12 protein-coding genes are annotated in these 15,667 nt (G+C 69.7%); 5 read left to right on the top strand and 7 right to left on the bottom strand.

Features of this window, described 5'->3' with window-relative positions; all coding sequences use genetic code 11:
• The first annotated feature begins 181 nt into the window (after nucleotides 1-181).
• Nucleotides 182-2,377 (top strand): acyltransferase, encoded by a 2,196-nt coding sequence (locus ABTV68_RS03885; protein ID WP_433676313.1) that lies wholly within the window; start codon nucleotides 182-184, stop codon nucleotides 2,375-2,377.
• Between the two features lie 801 nt (nucleotides 2,378-3,178).
• Here ABTV68_RS03885 and ABTV68_RS03880 read toward each other — a convergent pair.
• The 3 genes from ABTV68_RS03880 to ABTV68_RS03870 form a co-directional block, all read right to left on the bottom strand.
• The gene (locus ABTV68_RS03880) at nucleotides 3,179-4,921 is read right to left on the bottom strand and encodes a DEAD/DEAH box helicase (protein ID WP_433676312.1); all 1,743 of its coding nucleotides are present in this window, start codon (nucleotides 4,919-4,921) and stop codon (nucleotides 3,179-3,181) included.
• 267 nt (nucleotides 4,922-5,188) lie between these two features.
• Entirely contained in the window at nucleotides 5,189-5,989 is an 801-nt protein-coding gene (locus tag ABTV68_RS03875) for an SDR family NAD(P)-dependent oxidoreductase (RefSeq protein WP_433676311.1), read from the bottom strand.
• A gap of 200 nt (nucleotides 5,990-6,189) precedes the next feature.
• Complete coding sequence (locus ABTV68_RS03870) at nucleotides 6,190-7,524, bottom strand: MFS transporter (protein ID WP_433676310.1); 1,335 nt, start codon at nucleotides 7,522-7,524, stop codon at nucleotides 6,190-6,192.
• A gap of 85 nt (nucleotides 7,525-7,609) precedes the next feature.
• Here ABTV68_RS03870 and ABTV68_RS03865 point away from each other — a divergent pair, with 85 nt between their 5' ends.
• Nucleotides 7,610-8,455, top strand: a complete 846-nt coding sequence (locus tag ABTV68_RS03865) for a LysR substrate-binding domain-containing protein (RefSeq protein ID WP_433676309.1) — start codon at nucleotides 7,610-7,612, stop codon at nucleotides 8,453-8,455.
• Here ABTV68_RS03865 and ABTV68_RS03860 read toward each other — a convergent pair whose 3' ends face one another.
• Entirely contained in the window at nucleotides 8,456-8,881 is a 426-nt protein-coding gene (locus ABTV68_RS03860; protein WP_433676308.1) for a hypothetical protein, read from the bottom strand.
• A gap of 82 nt (nucleotides 8,882-8,963) precedes the next feature.
• Between ABTV68_RS03860 and ABTV68_RS03855 the strand changes: the two genes are divergently transcribed.
• Nucleotides 8,964-10,937, top strand: a complete 1,974-nt coding sequence (locus ABTV68_RS03855; protein ID WP_433676307.1) for a hypothetical protein — start codon at nucleotides 8,964-8,966, stop codon at nucleotides 10,935-10,937.
• Nucleotides 10,938-11,121: 184 nt separating this feature from the next.
• Here ABTV68_RS03855 and ABTV68_RS03850 read toward each other — a convergent pair whose 3' ends face one another.
• The gene (locus ABTV68_RS03850) at nucleotides 11,122-11,982 is read right to left on the bottom strand and encodes a PhzF family phenazine biosynthesis protein (protein WP_433676306.1); all 861 of its coding nucleotides are present in this window, start codon (nucleotides 11,980-11,982) and stop codon (nucleotides 11,122-11,124) included.
• Nucleotides 11,983-12,007: 25 nt separating this feature from the next.
• Nucleotides 12,008-12,760, bottom strand: coding sequence for a DeoR/GlpR family DNA-binding transcription regulator (locus ABTV68_RS03845; protein ID WP_433676305.1), 753 nt, complete (start codon nucleotides 12,758-12,760; stop codon nucleotides 12,008-12,010).
• A 49-nt stretch (nucleotides 12,761-12,809) separates the two neighbouring features.
• Here ABTV68_RS03845 and ABTV68_RS03840 point away from each other — a divergent pair, with 49 nt between their 5' ends.
• Entirely contained in the window at nucleotides 12,810-13,487 is a 678-nt protein-coding gene (locus ABTV68_RS03840; RefSeq protein WP_433676304.1) for an NUDIX domain-containing protein, read from the top strand.
• Nucleotides 13,488-13,489: 2 nt separating this feature from the next.
• Here ABTV68_RS03840 and ABTV68_RS03835 read toward each other — a convergent pair whose 3' ends face one another.
• Nucleotides 13,490-13,939 (bottom strand): MarR family winged helix-turn-helix transcriptional regulator, encoded by a 450-nt coding sequence (locus ABTV68_RS03835; protein WP_433676303.1) that lies wholly within the window; start codon nucleotides 13,937-13,939, stop codon nucleotides 13,490-13,492.
• A gap of 164 nt (nucleotides 13,940-14,103) precedes the next feature.
• Here ABTV68_RS03835 and ABTV68_RS03830 point away from each other — a divergent pair, with 164 nt between their 5' ends.
• Entirely contained in the window at nucleotides 14,104-15,654 is a 1,551-nt protein-coding gene (locus ABTV68_RS03830; RefSeq protein WP_433676302.1) for a DHA2 family efflux MFS transporter permease subunit, read from the top strand.
• The last annotated feature ends 13 nt before the right edge of the window (nucleotides 15,655-15,667 follow it).

Here is a 15,667-nt window from a genome sequence, read left to right as displayed (position 1 = left end):
ACGCCCGACCGGTCTCAGCTTCTGCGCCCCAGCGATGCCCACGGCGCAGTTACTGAGACCACCCTGGCCAGCGGTCTCAGAAACGGCCCCCACACCGGTCCGCATCGACATTTCGTGAGACCATCGGGCGGTGTTCCGCTCCTCGGCTGACCACCGAAACCATCCGAAAACGGAGAGCACCATGACCGGAATCGACTTCACGGCTGAGCCACCCGCCGATACACATCCCGTCGACAGCGACGCAGCCGGTGCAACGCCCGTCAGCAGCGCAGCCTGGGGCATCGATCCCGTCGAGTACTCGCCGTGGGAGTTCGCGGCGAAGGCCCAACCTCACACGCGTGAGACGCAGCGGTTGCTGCAGGAGGCGCTCACCGCGCGCCCTGAGACGCACCTCGGAACCGACGTTTTCGTGTCCTCACTCGCGTCAGTCGACTGCGATGCGCTGTCGCTCGGTGATCGTACCTATGTGGCCGCGGGCGCGTACATCACGGGCACCATCTCCCTCGGTCGCGATTGCAGTGTGAATCCGTACACGGTGATCCGCGGCGATGTCCGCATCGGCGACGCCACGCGCATCGGCGCCCACACGTCCCTGCTCGGCTTCAATCACACGATGGCCGATCCCACCGTCGAGTTCTTCCGTCAGCCGTTGGTGTCGCGCGGCATCGAGATCGGCGATGACGTCTGGATCGGCTCGCACGTGGTGGTGCTGGACGGTGTACGCGTCGGTTCGCGCAGCGTGCTCGCGGCAGGTGCTGTGGTGACGAAGGACGTGCCCGAGGGTGCGATCGTCGGCGGCAACCCGGCGCGATTCCTGAAGTGGCGGATCGCCCCGGAGACCGATGCAGCCCCCGATGCGGTCGCGGCGGCACCGAGCATCCGTGGTTCTCTGCGGGTCGGCGGGCCGACTTCCCCCGCGGACGCGACTACTGACTCAGTTGTCGGCTCCGCGGCACCCCGCGTCGAAGCGACCACAGCGGTGCCCGGCATCGGAGGACATGTTCGCACCGCAGCGACCCCCGCGGATGCGAGCCGCGCCAACGCAAGCCCGGCCACAGAAATCCCTGCCGACGAGCGTCCGAGCATCAGCGGAACGCTCCGCATCATCGGAGCCACGTCCGACCCGCACACGGACTCAATGACGGCGACCCCAGAGTCCGGCGCAGATCTTCATGCCGAAGCTACCTCCGCCGAGCCGCACAGCAATACAACTGCAGCAACGACACACATCAGCGGGAAACTCCGCCCCGCGACGAGCGCCTCCGACCTGCGCACCGACGCGACGACGGCAGCGCCCGGGATCACCGGCACTCTCCGCGCGCTGTCGGATCCGCCCGCGGACGCAGAACTGCGAACCCGACTGGCGGCGTTCGCTGATCGCGCCCGCGATCAGGCCCGGGCTGTGCTGGATCGCGCCTGGGACGGTGAGCGGTATCTCGATCGCCCCGGCGCATCCCCGACGGTCCGTGCCTGGTGCGATGCGGTCGAGATCGCGGACGTGCTTCTCTCCGACGCTCCACCCCACGTGGATCGCGCCGTCATCGTGGCCCGGTTGCGCGGCTGGCAGGATCCCGCCTCCGGTGCTGTTCCGCCGCTTGACGCTTCCGGCGTTCCGCGTCAGGCCTTGTGGTCCGATGAGGACGCCGCCTATCACGTGCTGGCCGTCGGCTACGCGCTGGATCTGCTGGGTTCGTCCTTCCCGCATGAGATTCGGCTCGTCTCGGAGCTGACTCCTGATCGAGTCTCCGCGCTGGTCGACGGCCTGCCGTGGCAGACCAACGCGTGGACGGCCGGAGCGTGGATCGACGCGTACGGGACGGCGCTCGCGTGGGAGCCGAACGTGCCGGCCGGCACCTCCGACGCCCTGTTCGGCGCGCTCGCTCGTATCGCCGATCCGACCACGGGGCTGTGGGGTTCGGCACGGGAGTCGGACGGTCTGCTCCAGCCCGTGAACGGGTTCTATCGGGCATCGCGCGGCACTTTCGCTCAGCATGGTCGTCCGCTCCCCTATCCGCGTGCGGTGATCGATACCGTGCTGACGCACGTCGAGGATGAGCGCTTCTTCGCTCCCGGGATGCTGAACGCCTGCAACGTGCTGGACGTGGCGCACCCGTTGTGGCTCACGCGTGGCACGGGTCACCGCTCGGATGATGTGACCTCTGTTGCCCGTCGGCTGCTCGACGCGGCGCTCGGCATGTGGCAGGACGGCGCGGGGATCGCGTTCGCCGAGTCTCCCGCCGCAGGCATCGCGACGCCGGGGCTGCAGGGCACCGAGATGTGGCTGTCGATCGTCTGGTACCTCGCCGATCTTCTCGACGCGTCCGACGCCCTCGGCTACCGCCCCCGTGGTGTGCATCGTCCCGAGCCTCGGTTCTGACCGGCGCGTTCGTGCCAGCGGGTGCGCCGAGATGAGGAGACTGTCGCCGCGGTAGGACGGTGGCAGCCACGCCACCCTACGTCGGAGTCATCGCCCTCATCTCGTGCCGCGCGTCGCCGCACCATGGCCGCGCGCCCACCTCCCCGTGACACCTGAGTACGCGAAATGAGGAGACTGTCGCCGCGATAGGACTGAGGCGGCCACGCCACCCTACGTCGGAGTTATCGCCCTCATCTCGTGCCGCGCGTCGCCGCACCATGGCCGCGCGCCCACCTCCCCGTGACACCTGAGTACGCGAAATGAGGAGACTGTCGCCGCGATAGGACGGTGGCAGCCACGCCACGCTACGTCGGAGTCATCGCCCTCATCTCGTGCCACTCAGGCGCCGCGCCTTCGAGGCTTGGCCGCGCAAACTCGGCGCGCGTGCCGGAGCCCCCTCGTTTCGAAGCATCGACATCGTCGAGACAACAACTCTCCCCATGAGAATCCGTTGAGACTCGTGGCTACCTCGCCGATCATCTCGACGGACCTGAAGCCCTCGCCTACCGCCCCCGCGGTGTCCATCGCCCCGATCCTCGTCCCTCGCCCACGCATACGCGCCAGCGACTGCACCAGATGAGGAGACTGTCGCCGCGATAGGACTGCGGGAGCCGCGAGGCCCTATTTCGGTGTCTTCGTCCTCGTCTCGGAGCACCGACCTCAGGCCGCGACGCCCGAACCTCCAGTGCCACCCCGCTGCACGCCGCCGGACGACGACACCCCCACGGAAGTCCGTGGGGGTGTCAGATCGCTGGGGCAGATTCAGCCCTGCGGGCGTGAGGCGCGGCGGCGACGCGGGGCGTCGGTGCGCGGCGGCTCACCCGCGGGGCGCTGAGCGCGACGCGAGCCATCGACCGGACGTGACGGCGCAGAGCCGGGGGTCGACGTGGAGTACACGGTGCCGGCGGACGAGCCGCCACGACCACCGCTGCGGCCACCGGCGTTTCCGCCACGGCCCTGACCGACGCGCGCGTGCCCGCCGTCCTGACCACGACGCGCTTCGCCCGAGCCCTGTCCCCGATGCGCTTCGCCCGAGCCCTGTCCACGACGAGCTTCGCCCGAGCCCTGTCCACGACGCGGCTGTCCGCCGTCCTGGCCACGACCGGCATCGCCGCCCTGCCCACGACGCGACTGACCGCGTCCACCGGTGTTCTCGGCGCGCTGCGCGTCGCCGCCCTGCCCACCCGTGCGACCACGACCGCCACGACGCGATCCAGCCGCTGCCGCCTCCGCAACCGTGCGCGTGCCACCGGCCTCGCCACGGCCACCGGACTTCTTCTTGCCCTGTGGCTGCTTCGGCGCGACGGGCTCGGGAGCGCGATACGCGGCCTTCTCGCCGACCAGCTCTGCAACGACGGCAGACGATGCATCCACGTTCTCGAACGGCACACGGATCGATGCGGCGCGAAGGACGTCGCTCGCGTCCTTCTTCTGAGTCGGAAGCACGAGGGTGGCCACCGTGCCCGACGCACCGGCGCGCGCGGTGCGACCCGAGCGGTGCAGGTACGCCTTGTGCTCGGCAGGCGGGTCGACGTGGACGACCAGCTCGACGTCATCGACGTGCACGCCGCGTGCGGCCACGTCGGTCGCGACGAGCACGCGAACGCCACCCTGCTCCGGCTCAGCGGCGAAGGCTGCGAGGTTGCGCTCGCGAGCGCCCTGCGACAGGTTGCCCTGCAGGTCCACGGCGGGGATGCCCGCGGCGGTGAGCTGCTTGGCCAGCTTCTTCGCGTGGTGCTTGGTACGCATGAACAGGATGCGACGCCCCGTCCCCGATGCGAGCTCGCGGACGACGCGGGTCTTCTCCTCGGCGTCGGCGATCATCAGCACGCGGTGCGTCATCTCGCCGGCGGGAACACTCAGCTCGTCGACCTCGGCGCGCACCGGATCGGTCATGAAGCGACGCACCAGCTTGTCGACGCCGTTGTCCAGCGTCGCGCTGAACAGCAGGCGCTGTGCGGTGCCGGGGGTGGCCGCCAGAATGCGGGTCACGCCGGGCAGGAAGCCGAGGTCGGCCATGTGGTCGGCCTCGTCCAGCACGGTCTCCTCGATGCTGCCGAGCTCGACGTGGCCCTGCTTCATCAGGTCTTCCAGACGGCCCGGGCAGGCGACCACGATGTCCGTGCCGGCGCGAAGCTTCTGCTCCTGCGGCTTCTGGCTGACGCCACCGAACACGGTCATGACCCGCAGGCCGACGGCGTCGGCGAGCGGGGTGAGAGTCGCGGCGATCTGAGTGGCCAGCTCACGCGTGGGAGCGAGCACCAGACCGCGCGGACGACCGGGCGTGCGCGGACGGCGCGACTCGGCGAGGCGCGCCACCAAGGGCAGCGAGAACGCGATGGTCTTGCCGCTGCCCGTGCGGCCACGGCCGAGGATGTCGCGGCCGGCGAGGGAGTGCGGGAGCGTGGCGGACTGGATCGGGAAGGGAGAAGCCTTGCCGTCGGCGGCCAGAACGTCCACGAGCGGAGCGGGCACGCCCAGCTCCAGGAAGGAGGAAGTCATCATCTGCTTTCGTCGTGCGATTCGCACGGGTGTCATCGTGCGTCAGGCGCACGGGAACCGGCCCGCGAATGCGGCCGGAAAGTGAAGGGGATCATCCGCGATGGCGGAGGAGACCCCACGAGGTTACCACGCGCACCTGAACGACAGCCCCGCCGGTCCGGACAGACGCACGCGGTGCACCGAACGAGGAGATTTCACCGGAAATAGTGCACGGGCTGAAGAATCATCCTCCGTTCGAGGAAATCCCCTCCGTTCGCGACGCTGATTCCTTCACGCCCGCGCGATCGCCCGGCGCGCGATGCGAGCCAGCACCGGACGCATCACCGGAATCAGCACTCCCGGCATCACCAGGAGGGCGCGGGTGAGGAAGTCGGCCGTGATGCTGCGCAAACCACGCTCCACTCCACGCAGCACCACCGCAGCAACACGCTCGGGACTCTGCGGTGCGATACCGGCCGAGATCGCCGCCGTCTCGGGTGGCTTGCGCAGGTTCTCGGCGTCGAATCCCGGGGTCTTCGTGTCGGGCGGATACAGCACCCCGATCCGCACGCCCCGCGGCTCCACCTCCGTGCCGATCACGGCCGCCAGCATGGCGACGGCCGCTTTCGCCGCGCCGTAGGCCGCATAGCCCGGCACCGGCAGCACGGCGGCCGTGGAACTCGTGACGACGACGCGTCCCACACCTCGCTCGACCATTCCCGGGAGCACGGCGCGCAGAGCGTTCACGGTCCCCAGGTGATTCAGCCGCATCTGATCGGCGAACTCCTGCTCCGTCACGTCGAGGAAACGACCCGGCAGCGCGGTCCCGGCGCAGTGCACGAGCACGTCGATCGGCCCGTTCACATCGATCGCCGTCGCGACCGCCGCACGGAGAGCACCAGCGTCGGTGACATCGGCCGGAACCGCGAGCGCATCGATCTGCGCCGCGACCGTGCCGAGCGGGCCGGGGCGACGCGCCAGAATCGTCACCCGAGCCCCGCGCTCTCGAACCGCAGCGGCCACGGCCGCCCCGATCCCCTCCGATCCTCCCGTGACCAGTACGTGTGTCCCGCCCCACCGCCAACGCGTCATGCGCTCATCCTGGCACCGCCGAGACCGCAACCCATCACCCGCGAGACTTCCGTCTGTGGGCGAGAATCCGTGCAAAGCGGCGATTGTCACCCACAGACGGAAGTCTCGCGGGCCACGGCGAAGCCGACGGGCCCCAGCACGAGACCACGAGAGCACGGGACCCCAGTGGCAGCACGCGCGGCGTGACGGCGGAGGGTGGCTCAGTCCGCCGCCAGAACTCCACGGCTGCGGGGTGAACGGGGCGGGCGTGGACCGCGCTGCCGCCGCAGGCCGATGGTCGCCGCGATTGCAATACCGCCGGCCACCGCGAGCGGAACCAGCCCGGTGACGAGGAACGTCATCTGCCCGCCCAGCGCATCGACCGCCCACCCCGTGAGCACGGCGCCGAGCGCCTGCGCACCCGTGGCGCACATCATGTACAGCGACACCACGCGCGCACGGATCGCGCCGTTGGTCGACAGCTGCGTGAGGGAGTCGTTGGCCACCATGAACATAAGCCGGATGACGAGCGCCGCCACCATCGCCACGATGAAGAGTGCGGGAGTCGGCGCGAACCCGGTCACCGCCCAGATGGCGCCGGACACGGCGAGCAGCAGCGCGTTGTCTCGCATCCGGAGTCGGCGACGACGCGCCGCCAGCAGCGACCCGACGAAGGCGCCGAGCGCGGCCATCGCCTGGAACAGGCTGTAGCCGGCGGAGCCGAGATCGAACTGGTCACGCGCCGCCCAGCCGAACAGCACCGATCCGGTCAGTCCGAACACGGCGAGGACGGTGATGAGCACCAGCGAAGCGCCGATGTCGTTCTTACGGCGCACGTAGCGGATCGCCTCGCGGATCTGGCCGCGTTGGGCGGGCACCTTGATGGCGGGGTGCAGTCGATCACGGCGGATGAGCAGCAGCCCGATGACGCCGATCACGGGTCCGCTCGCACCGATGATCATCGCCCACCCGGCACCGAGGCCGGCGATCGCGATGCCCGCGACGGCGGCACCCACGATCCCCGCGCACTGCTGAACGGCGGCATTGAGCCCCATCGCGTTGGCGAGCCCGCGCGTGCCGACCACCTCGACGACGAACACCGCACGACTCGGGCCCTCGAATGCAGCACTGATCCCCACGAGCAGGGACGTCAGGATGATGAGCCCGACGGACGCGGACCCGAGCACGGCGGGAATCGCCAGGGAGAGGAACGCTGCGACCAGCAGCAGCTGGACCGCGATCACCGTGCGCCGCGCGGAGAACCGGTCACCCACCACCCCGCCCCACGGAGCGAGGAGCATCGGCGGCAGCAGCTGGAACGTCACGACGAGCGCGATCAGCGCCACATTGCCCGTGAGCTCCACCATCAACCAGTCGGTCGCGATGCGCGCGAGCCACGCACCCGCGGAGGAAACGGCGAGCGCCGCGGCGTACCAGCGGAAGTTCGGCACGGACAGTGAAGCGAACGTCGCACGCAGGGTGGGCCGGGCGGTGAGAACCGGCAGCGGTTCGGTGAGGGGATATGCACCGGGATAGCTGCCGGTCGGGGCTGACATGACTTCCACCGTATGCGCTCCGCTTCCATCACGTAACGGCATGAGATAGATATGTGTCATCACGTTCGATGATGAAAGGGCACGAATGTACGATCCCGAGCTGCTGCGATGCTTCGTGGCCGTCGCCGAGACGCGCAACTTCTCCGCCGCCGGCCGCCAGCTCGGCGTGGGTCAGCCGACGGTGAGCGGTCGCATTCGTCGACTGGAGCAGCAGGTGGATCGCGTGCTCGTGGCCCGCGACACCCGCAGCGTCGCCCTCACCGACGACGGCGAGGCGATGCTCGGCTTCGCCCGCCGCGCCCTGGCCGTGTTGGATGAGGCGCACGCGTTCTTCGCCGGTCCCGCCGAACGCACGCGCATCCGATTCGGCACCGCCGATGACCTCGCGCTCACCCACCTCCCCGGGATCCTTCGGGACTTCCGCCGCCGCAATCCCCGTGTCGATGTCGAGGTGACGGTCGGCCAGTCCGCCGCACTGGTGCGCCGGCTCAAGGCCGGCGGCCTGGATCTGGTCTACGTGCGTCGGGAGCCGGGGATCGAAGAGGGACGCGTGGTTCGTCGGGAGCAGCTCATCTGGGGCGCGCATCCGTCGCTGCGCTTCGATGCCGAGGACCCCGTGCCGCTGGTGACCTACCCGCGACCGAGCCACTCCCGGCAGTCCGCGATCGACGCGCTGGAGGAAGCCGGCCGTCGCTGGCGCACGGCCTGCACCGTTCGCGACATCACCGGGGTGCTGGCGGCGGTGCGCGCGGCGCTCGGCGTGGCTGTCTTCCCGGCCACGATGATGCCCGGCGACCTGGAGCGTGTGGATGGCGCGCTCCGGCTTCCACCCCTGGGTGTGATGGAGTTCGCACTCCTCGACGACCCCGCAGCCTCGCGGCCGGCGGTGGAGGCGCTGAGCGCCGCGATCACCTCGAGCCCGCTGGGCTGATCAGCTCTCGCCGCTCGGAACCATCGACGCGTGGTGCAGGTGCAGCCACGGGTAATCGCGCATCAACTCGGCACAGAATTCGTCGACGGGCGGATACCCGACAGCCCCGATCCAGAGCGTGTACGGCAGCGGATCCGGATGGCCGACGGGTGGCAGCCACTCGGCAGCCCACGCTCGCAGGGCCTCGGCCAGCACCTCCCCCGGGCCCGGGAGGCGGCCCCCGGACGCGGGTGCGAGATCCTGTCGCACCGAGAGCGGAACGATACCTGCGGGGCCGGGCCACCCGCGCAGCACGATCGGCCCGGTACTCTCCAGGAACACCTGCCCGTAACCGTCGTCGGGCAGCGCGGCGAGAAGTCGGTTCAGCACCGGCACGTCACCGGCGACACCGGCAAGAACGAAGTGATCTCCCTGCGCACTGTACATAAGGTAAGGCTAACCTAACTATGCCCAGTGGGGAAGGTCGGATACCTGCTTAAGTCTGTATAGCGACGCAGGAAGGGACGCCATGACGATTCACGAGCGGATCACCCGCATCGAGGCCGAGATCGACCACGACGACGTCTCCTCCGTGGTGCACGGTGCCGATCGGTTGCGTGAGCTGCTCGCGTCCACGCCAGCGGAGGATGCCGTCCCGGTGCTTCTCTCCCTCTGTCCGCTGCTTCACGATCTGGACTCGTACGCCGAGCTCGCCTCCGTCGCCGCGCAGGCTGCCGCATCGCCGCACGCCGGCACCCGCGAGCGCCTCTTCGGTGAGTACTGGGCCGAGCACGCGCGTGCCCACCTCACCGGCGACACCCCGGTCCCGATCTATCTGCACCTTCTCCAGACGATCGGCGACGACCGCTCTCCCGAACTCACCCATCTCGGCAATCGGCTCTGGAATCCGCAGTTCCGGCGCTGGCACCCGCGCGCCTTCCTCGACGCCTACCTTCCGTGGGCGGCGCCGCGCTTCCCCACCGCGACTGACGAGGACCGCGGCCTGATCGTGGCTCGGGTGCTGGATCGCACGGATGACCTCGAAGACGATGACGATCGCCTGGCCGTGGTCACCGCCGTGCTGGCGTGGCCCAGTCTCGACGATCCGCACTGGCGACTCGGCCTGCGTCACCGCCTGACTGCCGCCGCGACCGCGCGGGGTGACCTCGCCCTCGCACGCAACGCATCACTACAGCTCGCCGACGACGCCACGGCCGCGGGCGAACTCGCCGCGGCGATCTCCGCACGCGTCCAGGCTGCGCGTATCGCCGACCACCCGGAGATCGCGATCCGGGAACTCGAGCACCTTCGCGACACCACCGTGCCGCACACGCACGATGAGCGCCTGGCTCTCGCGAACGCGAGGCTCTCCCTCGTCGACACCCTCATCCAGCACGCACCCGATCGCGGAGCGCGCGAGGGGGAGGCCGTCTGGCGCGACCTCGGCGACGCGCCTCACGACGAGATCGCCCACCTCGCGGGCCTCGCGCTCGCCCGCTCCTGGAACGAGTTGGACCCCGAGTCCCGCCGCGAACGCTCCACTCGGGTCCTGAGCCGGTTCCCGTCTCCAACGACCGACGAGATCCGCACGCTTCTGGTGATGGCGCTGAACTCCCGCACCCGTGCCCAGAGCGAGCTCGGCGACGACGCGTCCGCACTCGCCGATGCCGAAGCGGCGTTCGCGCTCTGCACCCCGGCCGTTCCCGACTTCGTCCGTGAGACCACCGAACGCAATCGCCTCGCTCTGCAATTGCGCGCCGGTGACTACAGCGAACGCGATGAGATCTTCGGTGTGGTTCGCGCCCTCGTCGACGATGCCGATGCCACGTCCGCTCGTGGCGACACCGTGGAAAGCGCCCGCATGTACCGCCGCGCGTTCGACCTGGCACAGCCGTCCGCGGATGCCGCGACACGACTCGTGGGGCTGACGGCCCTGCAGAACTGGACCGTGGATCTTCTGGGCGCGCGCGAATACGCACGCGCCGCGGAGATCGCTCGGCTGAGCATCGAATCGGCGATCGTGGACGGCGGGGTGGGAACGGAACTGCTCGCGCAGGCGTGGCTGCAGTTCGGCAATGCCGTCAACCGTCTGGCGGATCGTCCGATGGCTCGCCACGCGTTCCGGCAGGTGATGGCGATCGCCGCGGATGCACCGAGCGCCGCCGTCGAGGAGCTGGGATCGCAGGCGGCGTGGAACGATGCGGTGATCATGGACGACGGGTCCCAACCACAGGAGGCGCTGGCGGCGTATGCGCGCGTCATCACTTCCGTGACCGCCAACGCGCCCCTGACCCAGCAGCGACGCGCGGCGAAGGCCCTGAAGAACAGCGCCGTGGTCCTCGCGAACGAGCTCAACCGTCCCGACGACGCCGCGGCGGCCTGGGCTCAACTCGCCGAGCGCTACGCGAACCATCCCGATCCGGAACTCGCTCGCCTCGTCGCGGAAGCGCAGCCGCACCTGCCGAAGGCGCCATCCCGCGGCGGGTTCTGGCGTCGCCGCTGATCAACGTGCCGCAGGCTCGCGATCGTCGCCCGGGCGGCGAAACCGCGGATGCACACAGCCGGTGATCGCAGGGATCGCCGCCGGCGAGGCCGCCGACCTCGGCAGCTGGCACCACCAGCACCACCGTTGATCCGCCGGAACCGGTCGTCACCGATCGCGACCCACCGCGCCGGCAGCGCGAGCATCAGGGCAGCACGTCGAGCGTTCCCGTGGCCACCATCACCACGTCGCCGCCCACGCGGATGTTGGTGAGCGCGTCCGGCGCACCTTCCGCGCTGACCGTGATGCGGCTGGGCCGACCGGTGAATCGCCCCTGGCGGAGCGTGAACTCCTCCCCCACCGGCACCACGCCGTGACGGGCGAGGTAGGCACCCACGCAGCCGGCCGCGCTTCCGGTGGCCACGTCTTCCATCACGCCGTCGTTGTTCCAGTGGCGACCCTCGACGGCATCGACGTCGAGCAGATACGCGAACTGCGCGCCGTGGCGGCCGATGAGCTCCGCGAAGTCGGCGCGCACGATTCGCGCGCGGTCCAGTCCCCCGCGCACCGGGACGATGAGGTACCGGAGCCCCGTGGATACCACTTCGAGGGGCAGATCAGCGAGCGCGTCGAGGTTGAGGGCGGCCGCGACCTCGGCGCGATCATCACCATCGACAGTCCCGAGGAACTGCGGTGCCCCCTGGTCCAGCTCCACCCGATAGCCGTTCACGGTCGGGCGGGTCGTGATCGTGACCGTGCGCTCCTGCAACCGGAATCCCCACGGCAGCTCCTCAGCGCTTCCGTGCGACTCATGCAGCACGGCGGCCGCGCCGAGCAGCGGGTGGCCCGCGAAATCCAGTTCCTCGAACAGGTCGAAGATGCGCGCGTCGACGACATTGTCCGCGTCCGGCTCCGCGAGGAAGATGGTCTCGAAGTGCCGCAGCTCCTGCGTGATCACGAGCATCTGCTCGGCGGACAGATCCGCGCCGCCAGCGAAGACGGCCAGGCTGTTGCCGGTGAAGGGGCGGGTGGCGAAGACGTCCACGTGCCGGTAGGTCACGGTCATGGTCGGTGCTCTCTGGTTGAACCGGTTATGCGGGAAGAAGGCGAACCCGCTCGGCGAGCAGGCGCATCGTGTCGGTGGCGGGATCGGCGTCGGTGATCACGCCGGCCACCTCCGCGAAGTCGAGCACGGTGAACGGGGACGCCGTGCCGATCTTCTCTGCTGATCCCAGCACATAGGTCTCCGCCGCCCGGCAGGCCAGTGCGCGCTTCATGGCTGCTTCGTCGGGGTCTCCAGTAGTCAGGCCAGCATCCGGATGCACGCCGGTCACGCCGAGCAGGAACAGATCCGCCGAGATGCGCTGCGCGGCCTCGATCGCCGCCGCACCGCTCGCCACCGCGGAGTGTTTGAACAGCCGCCCTCCGAGGATGAACACGTCCGCACGGGGGTGATCGACGAGCGCGGCCGCGACGGTCGGGCTGTGCGTCACGATCGTGCACTCCAGCGTCGGCGGCAACAGCCCCGCGATCGCAAGCGCCGTGGTTCCCCCATCGAGGATCACGGTGCTGCCCGGGTCGATGAGACGCACGGCCGCAGCGGCCACGCGCTGCTTTCCCTCCGCGCCGATGCGCGTGCGACCGGCATAGTCGGTGGCGGCCGGAGAGATCGGGACGGCACCGCCGTACACACGCTGGCACAGTCCATCGGCGGCGAGATCACGCAGGTCGCGCCGGATGCTGTCCTCGGAGAGACCGAGCTGCGCGGCCACGTCTTTCGCGACGATCTTGCCGTCGCGGCGCAGGGCGGCCAGCAGGTGGTCACGACGTTCTGCAGCGAGCATGCGTATCCGTTCTCTCACGTTTGTGCACGTTTTATCTTACTCTAGGTCCATGACTCATCACACACAGCTCCGCGCCACCCCGGGCGTAGGCATCCCGGATGGACGCGGACGCACCGGCCTCGACACGGTCGGACGCGACCTCACCCGAAATCCCGACGTGCGGATTCGTGATGTGGAGGTCACCTCCGACGGTTGGCACGTGCTGCGGCGCACGACCTTCGACTACCGGCGGCGCGACGGCGCCTGGTCCACGCTGCAGCGCGAGACCTACGATCGCGGCGACGGAGCGACCATCCTCCTGTACGACGAACGGCGCGGCACGGTGCTGCTCACCCGGCAGTTCCGATTCCCCGCATACGTGAACGAACATCCCGACGGCATGCTCATCGAGACGGCGGCGGGGCTGCTCGACGGAGACGACGCCGAGACCGCCATCCGGCGCGAGGTGGCGGAGGAGCTCGGGGTCGAGGTCGGTGCCGTGACGCCGGTCTTCGCGGCGTACATGAGTCCCGGCTCGGTGACCGAGCGCGTGCACTTCTACGCGGCCCCATACTCCCGCGCGGATCGCACCGGCGCGGGCGGCGGGCTCAGCGAGGAGGGCGAAGACATCGAGGTGGTGGAATTGTCGTTGCTCGATGCCCTCGACATGGTCGCCGACGGACGCATCGTGGACGGCAAGACGATCATGCTGCTGCAGTGGTGGGCGCTGCAGCGAGTGACAACCTGAGACTACTCGGATTGCTCTCCGATGCTCTCGGCCAGTCGGGCGAGAGCAGCCGCCTGATCGACGACGGCCCGCAGCACGTCCGGCGAGGCGGTGCGCAGACGCTCGGCACGATGCGCGCGCACGAGGGCGAGCTCTCCCTGCGCCAGATCGGTCAATTGGAATCCGACCCCGCGCCCGGCAGCGGCGGCGGTTTGCGCCAGCAGGCCCTCGCGCTCCAGCGCGTGCAGGGTGGCACTGAGGTTGCTGCGCTGCAGACCCAACCCTCGCGCGATCCGGGTGGCCGTGATCCCCGGCGACACCGCCACCTCATGCAGCACCAGCACCTCGCGCGGAGTGAGATGGCGGCGGCCAGGAATCTCCAGCCCGCGCGGCTCGATCCGGTGCGCGATCGACATCACGGCATCCGCGAAACGCGCGAGGTCGGCGTCGGCCACTGGCGTCGTGCTCGTCATGAGTGTATTATTTCATACGCTTCTGAGGGAGTGCGTCCGGCACGAGGGTCGGCCGTGCTCGTGTAGCCGTCGTCGCTGCCACCCCGCGTCCCAGGGCATCCGACGGCGCACCTCGCGAAGCCTGTGCTCGTCGCGCCGCAGACCGCCACCGACGAAAGCACACCATGACCTCCACACCTCTCGCCCCGCCGCGTCGCGGCACCCGACGCGGGAATCCCGTCGCCACCCTGATCGCCGTCTCGCTGGGACTGTTCATGGTGGGGCTCGACGCCACGGTCGTCTCCATCGCCAACCCGGCGATCGCCGCATCCCTGGGCACGTCGTTCACCGAGCTGCAGTGGATCACCCACGCCTACCTGCTCGGGCTCGCCGTCTGCCTGATCCTCGGCGGAACACTGGGTGACCGCTTCGGCCGCCGCCGGATCTATCTCATCGCCGTGGTCGCCTTCGCTCTCTCCTCCGTGGCGATCGGGATCGTGGGAAGCGTGGTCGGGGTGATCGCGTTCCGCGCGCTACAGGGCATCAGCGCGGCGCTGCTCATGCCGCAGACGCTGTCGATTCTGCGAGCGACATTCCCCCGCGAGAAGTTCGGCATGGCCGTGGGCATCTGGGGCGGAGTGTCCTCGGTGGCCATCGCCGCCGGTCCGATCGTGGGTGGTGCACTGGTCGCCACTCTCGGCTGGGAGTCGATCTTCTTCATCAACGCGCCCATCGCGCTGATCACCGTCGTGTTCACGGCGATCGTGGTTCGCGAATCCACCGCGGGCCAGGCGAGCGTGCGATTCGACGTGCCCGGTGTGCTCCTCCTCGCGCTCGGACTCGGCGGGCTGGTGCTCGCGATCGTGCAGTCGGAGGACTGGGGCTGGGGCGACTCGCGCACGCTGCTCATCCTGGCGGCAGCCGTGATCGTGCTCGTCGGCTTCGTTCTCGTGGAGCGCCGCAGCTCCCATCCGCTGCTGCCGATGTCGCTGTTCCGCGAACCGGGCTTTTCGATCGGCGGCCTCGCCGTCGGCGCCAACTTCTTCGCGCTGTTGGGCGTGACGTTCTTCCTCAGCCTGTACCTGATGAACCTCCGCGGTATCGAGGGCGTCTTCGCCGGCGTGATGCTGCTTCCGCTGTCGGCGGTCTCGATCATCGCCTCCCCCATCGGCGCGGTGCTCGTGAGCCGCATCGGTCCGCGGATCACCATGACGGTGGGGCTCGGCCTGGTCGCGCTCTCGCTCCTGGCCCTCACCTTCACTGGCGTCGACTCCCCCTACCTTGCGATGGCCGTGCCGTTCGTCACTCTCGCGCTCGGCGTCGGGTTCACGATGACCGCTGGAGCAGACGCCGTGGTCGGCAGCGCGCCCGTTCACCTCGCGGGCGTTGCCGGCGGGTTCCAGGCCACGATGCTCCAGCTCGGCGGCGCGCTGGGCACCGCGGTGTTCGCCGCGGTGGTCGGTGCTGGCGCCGCGGGCGGGACCGCCGACCTGACGCTGTCCCACACAGAAACCGATGCTCTGGCTCAGGGCACCGTGCCGGCGGGGCTGAGCGCGGCGGAGACCGCGATGGCTCAGGACGCGTTCCTCGGCGGCCTGCACGGCGCGATGACCGTGGGCGCCGCGGTGACCGCCGTCGTCGCGCTACTTGCGTTCGTCCTGCTGCGCACGCGCCAACGCCCCGCGGCGGAGCACGTCGTCACTGAGACGCTGGAAGGCGTGGTCGGTGCGGCCTGAGAACCAGGCCACC

The organism is Microbacterium gorillae, from assembly GCF_050990725.1.
Taxonomy (GTDB): Bacteria; Actinomycetota; Actinomycetes; order Actinomycetales; family Microbacteriaceae; genus Microbacterium; species Microbacterium gorillae_A.
The sequence above is the reverse complement of the archived record's forward strand: the minus strand, read 5'-3'. Positions and strand labels throughout refer to the sequence as shown.